Genomic DNA, 4,284 nt, shown 5'->3' with positions numbered 1-4,284 from the left:
GGCGCCCGGCGCGTCTGCGTCGCCACTCTGCGACTATGGACACTGACGCTGGGGGTGAGCCGCTGTACCTGTGGTTCCCGATGCGGCAGCGGTAGGAACGGAGGTCTGGACAACCAGCTGGCCGAGATTGCGTGATCATGTCTTCTTCGCGCAATGGGAGGCCCCAGGGAAACCTTGCGTCCGGAGTGGGATCCGGCCGTGTCCGACAACCTCTGATCGCCGGGCAGACCCGATCGGTCAGGGCGTGAATCAGGGGGGACGGGAGGCCTGATGGGTGAGAACGCAATGCTTCTTGACGACGGACGTATGGAGATCCAGACGGTACGGTTGACCGGACGGGTCGATGTGCGCACTGTCGGTGATATGCGCATGCGGCTGCATACCGCCATCGACGGCGGCACCGGGCAGCTACGGGTGAACGTGTCCGGCCTGGAGCTGGTCGACCATGCGGGCCTCGGTGTCCTGCTCGGTGGGGCTCGGCGGGCTCGGCGGTCCGGACGGTCGATGCTCCTGGTCGACGTTCCCGCTGCGCTGGGAAAGCTGCTGGCAGCCAACCGCCTCGGGCGTATCCTGCGGTCCGACGATGCGGACCTGCTGCACGTCGGTCACGCCTGATGCGGCTATCCTGCAGGTCCCTGATGCGGCTAACCGGCAGGTCACAGCCTCGCGCTGTGCGCTGACGGCCCGCCGGTCGCTTGTGGTCCCCCGGCTCCATGACGTTGCGATCGGTCGTGGGATGATGGTGCCGGCCGGGGAGGGACATGCTCGACGTCGATGCGCAGCAGTTGAGTCCAACGGACGGTCCGGCTTACCGACAAGGTGGTGACCAGTCCGGTGACCAGCGGCGGACAGCGCTCATCGTGGGCGCGTTCGCGCTGGCGATTGTGGTGGGTGTGGTCATCGGTCTGGTAACCGCGCCCGAGGCCAGGACCACCCCGGCGGCAGTGGCGACGACCGCCGCGCCACCGTCGTCCGAGCTGCAACCGGCGCTGGACCCACCCACCTGGGAGAACAGCCGCCATCCGGGGACGGCGCACCAGATGCGGGTGCGGGAGTCCGACCGCCGTGCCTTGAGCGCGAGCCTCGCGTACGCCCTGCGGGAAAACGGCGCGGGCACCATGACCACGGCGGAGGTCGTCATCCCACCGGGAAAGCTTTTCTACGGTGCCGTGGAAGGTCGCGACAGCACTGTGGACGAGTACTGGGCCGTCGGCCTGGCGCAGGTGGCCGGCGTGACCCCGGCGCCGCCCAACCCGCACGTGTGGCAGCGGATCGCCAACGGCCCCTGGACGCAGCTCGGGTCGGGGCCGGGTGCCTGCGACAGGCTGCCGGCTGTCCTGTTCACCGTGTGGCAGGGGCGTCCGGGTCTTTGCTCGAGCGCGTGACGTTACCTGTCGGTAGGCTCCTGGCCATCAGACGACCCCTCGGGAGGGTGTGGCGATGGCCGACGCGGCGCGGCGGGACCAGCCGGAGCAGGCTCGTCCACAGCGGGACCGGCCGTGGATCATCCGGACCTATGCGGGTCATTCCAACCCGGTGGAAACCAATGCACTGTACCGGCGGAATCTGGCCAAGGGGCAGACCGGGCTCTCGGTCGCGTTCGACCTGCCGACCCAGACCGGCTATGACCCCGACCACGAGCTCGCCCGTGGTGAGGTCGGCAAGGTAGGCGTGCCGATCGCGCATATCGGCGACATGCGCGCGCTGTTCCACGACATTCCGCTGAGCCAGATGAACACGTCGATGACGATCAATGCGACGGCCATGTGGCTGCTCGCGCTGTATCAGGTTGTCGCCGAGGAACAGGGTGCGGACGCGGCGACGCTCGCCGGCACGACCCAGAACGACATCATCAAGGAGTACCTCTCCCGCGGAACGTACGTGTTCCCGCCGGTGCCCTCGCTTCGGCTGATCACGGACGTGGTCGCCTACACGGTGACCGAGATCCCGACGTGGAACCCGATCAACATCTGCAGCTACCACCTGCAGGAGGCCGGTGCCACACCCGTCCAGGAGATCGCCTACTCGATGTGCACGGCCATCGCCGTGCTCGATGCGGTGGTCGCCTCGGGGCAGGTGCCGGCCGAGCGCGTCGGCGAGGTCTGCGCGCGGATGTCGTTCTTCGTCAACGCGGGCGTTCGCTTCGTCGAGGAAATGTGCAAGATGCGGGCGTTCGTGGCGTTGTGGGATGCGCTGCTGCGGACCCGGTACGGGGTCACCGATCCCCGGCACCGGCGGTTCCGCTACGGCGTCCAGGTCAACTCGCTCGGCCTGACCGAGGCGCAGCCGGAGAACAATGTCATCCGGATCGTGCTGGAAGCCCTCGGGGTGACGCTGTCGAAGGATGCCCGCTGCCGGGCCCTGCAGCTGCCGGCGTGGAACGAGGCCCTCGGCCTGCCCAGACCGTGGGACCAGCAGTGGTCCCTGCGCATCCAGCAGATTCTCGCCTACGAGACCGACCTGCTGGAGTACCCCGACATCTTCGAAGGCTCGGTCGTCGTCGAACGGCGGGTGGCCGAACTGGTCGAAGCGGCCCAGGGCGAGATCGACCGGGTGCAGGCGATGGGCGGTGCGGTGGCCGCGGTCGAAAGCGGCTACATGAAGTCCCAGCTCGTCGGCTCGCAGGCGAACCGTCGGATGCGCATCGAGTCCGGCGAGGACGTGGTGGTCGGCGTGAACACCTTCACCGCCACCGAGCCGAACCCGCTGCTCGCCGACCTGAGCGCGGCGATCCAGACCGTCGACCCGGCGGCGGAGGCCGCCGCCTGTGTCGATCTCGCCGCCTGGCGGGCCGGGCGCGACGCGCGCGCCGTGGACGAGGCGCTGCGGGGCCTGCGGGACGCGGCCAAGACCGACACGAACCTGATGGCCGCGACGGTGGCCTGCGCCCGGGTCGGGGTGACCACAGGGGAGTGGGCCGGGGTCCTGCGGGATACCTTCGGTGAGTACCGGGCGCCGACCGGGGTGTCCGGCGCTTCGGTGCATGCTGGTGGCGCTGAGCTCGCCGGCGTCCGGGACAGGGTCGCGCAAACCGGGCGGGAGCTGGGGCGTCGGTTGAAGTTCCTCGTCGGTAAGCCCGGCCTGGACGGGCACTCCAACGGCGCCGAACAGATCGCCGTACGCGCCCGCGACGCCGGGTTCGAGGTCGTATACCAGGGCATCCGGCTGACCCCGGCGCAGATCGTCGCAGCCGCGGTGGAGGAGGACGTGCACGTCGTGGGGCTGTCGGTGCTCTCGGGCTCGCACATGGAGCTGGTGCCGCAGGTCCTCGACGGGATGCGGGCGGCCGGTGTCGGTGACGTGCCTGTCATCGTCGGCGGCATCATCCCGGCGGTGGATGCCGAGCGGCTCAAGGCGCTGGGGGTGGCGGCGGTCTACACACCGAAGGACTACGGTCTTACGGAGATCATAGGCGGGATTGTGGCCGTCGTCCGGGCCGCGAACGGCCTGAGTTGATCGCTCGAGTTGATTGCCTGAGTTGATCGCCCGAGCTGATTGCCTGGGAGCGCGAGCGTGGTGGTGCGGGGTGGCCGGGGGCCGCGTAGCGTCCGGAGGGTGATGGCTGACACGAGCATCCGTCGGGGAGGCTCGGCGGCACCGGGCACCGGGCGGGCCCGACATGACACCGGGTCGCAGAACGACACCGGTCCGGCCGAGTGTCCCGTCTCGCTTCGGGATGCTGTCGCACTGGCCACCCGCGCGCATGCCGGCCAGCTCGACAAGGTCGGCGACGACTACATCGGCCATCCGCTCCGGGTGATGGAAGCGGTCGGTGACGCCGCGCGGCGGGCCGGGGTCGACCCTGACCAGGCCCGGATGGTCGCGGTGCTGCACGACGTCGTCGAGGACACCGATGTCACCCTGGCGACGCTGACCTCCCTCGGTTATCCGTCCGATGTCGTCGCAGCGGTCGACGCACTGAGTCACCGTGATGGAGAGTCGGTGGAGCACTACCTCGCCCGGGTAGCCGACAACGCCCTGTCGGTTGTGGTGAAACGGGCGGACATGGCCGACAACAGCAACCCGGTACGGCTGGCCAGGTTGCCGCGGGATCAGGCGGACCGTTACGCACGGCGCTATTCCAGTCGTATCCGGCTGCTCGACGACCTTGTCGCCCAACATGGAGCCGCCGTCCGCACGGTGGACCGGATGCGGACGGTATAGGGACGCGGCAGCACGTGGAGACGGGCAGCCACCGCGACACTCTGCGCGGCCCTTCCGCGGATGTGCCTGCCGAGCGCCTCAACCGAAACTGGAACGAACTGCTCCAGGAGATCCGGGTGG

General features: G+C 69.1%; 4 protein-coding genes. All 4 read left to right on the top strand.

Translation table 11 applies throughout. From position 1 onward, the window contains the following. The first annotated feature begins 270 nt into the window (after positions 1-270). Complete coding sequence (locus U9980_RS05160) at positions 271-615, top strand: STAS domain-containing protein (RefSeq protein ID WP_322754942.1); 345 nt, start codon at positions 271-273, stop codon at positions 613-615. 146 nt (positions 616-761) lie between these two features. Then, complete coding sequence (locus U9980_RS05155) at positions 762-1,385, top strand: hypothetical protein (protein ID WP_322766909.1); 624 nt, start codon at positions 762-764, stop codon at positions 1,383-1,385. A 55-nt stretch (positions 1,386-1,440) separates the two neighbouring features. Then, on the top strand, positions 1,441-3,456 hold the full coding sequence (locus tag U9980_RS05150; protein ID WP_322766908.1) for a protein meaA: 2,016 nt from the start codon (positions 1,441-1,443) through the stop codon (positions 3,454-3,456). Positions 3,457-3,558: 102 nt separating this feature from the next. Beyond that, a complete protein-coding gene (locus tag U9980_RS05145; RefSeq protein ID WP_322766907.1) occupies positions 3,559-4,164 on the top strand; it encodes an HD domain-containing protein in 606 nt (201 codons plus the stop codon). Positions 4,165-4,284: the final 120 nt, after the last annotated feature.

Source organism: Protofrankia sp. Cr1, from assembly GCF_963555865.1.
Lineage (GTDB): Bacteria > Actinomycetota > Actinomycetes > Frankiales > Frankiaceae > Protofrankia.
Note: the sequence above shows the minus strand (reverse complement) of the source record. Positions and strands in the feature narration are given on the sequence as shown.

Coding starts and splice junctions, on each gene's coding strand:
- U9980_RS05155 (WP_322766909.1), top strand. CDS start 762: ATGCTCGACGTCGATGCGCAGCAGTTGAGTCCAACGGACGGTCCGGCT.
- U9980_RS05160 (WP_322754942.1), top strand. CDS start 271: ATGGGTGAGAACGCAATGCTTCTTGACGACGGACGTATGGAGATCCAG.
- U9980_RS05145 (WP_322766907.1), top strand. CDS start 3,559: ATGGCTGACACGAGCATCCGTCGGGGAGGCTCGGCGGCACCGGGCACC.
- U9980_RS05150 (WP_322766908.1), top strand. CDS start 1,441: ATGGCCGACGCGGCGCGGCGGGACCAGCCGGAGCAGGCTCGTCCACAG.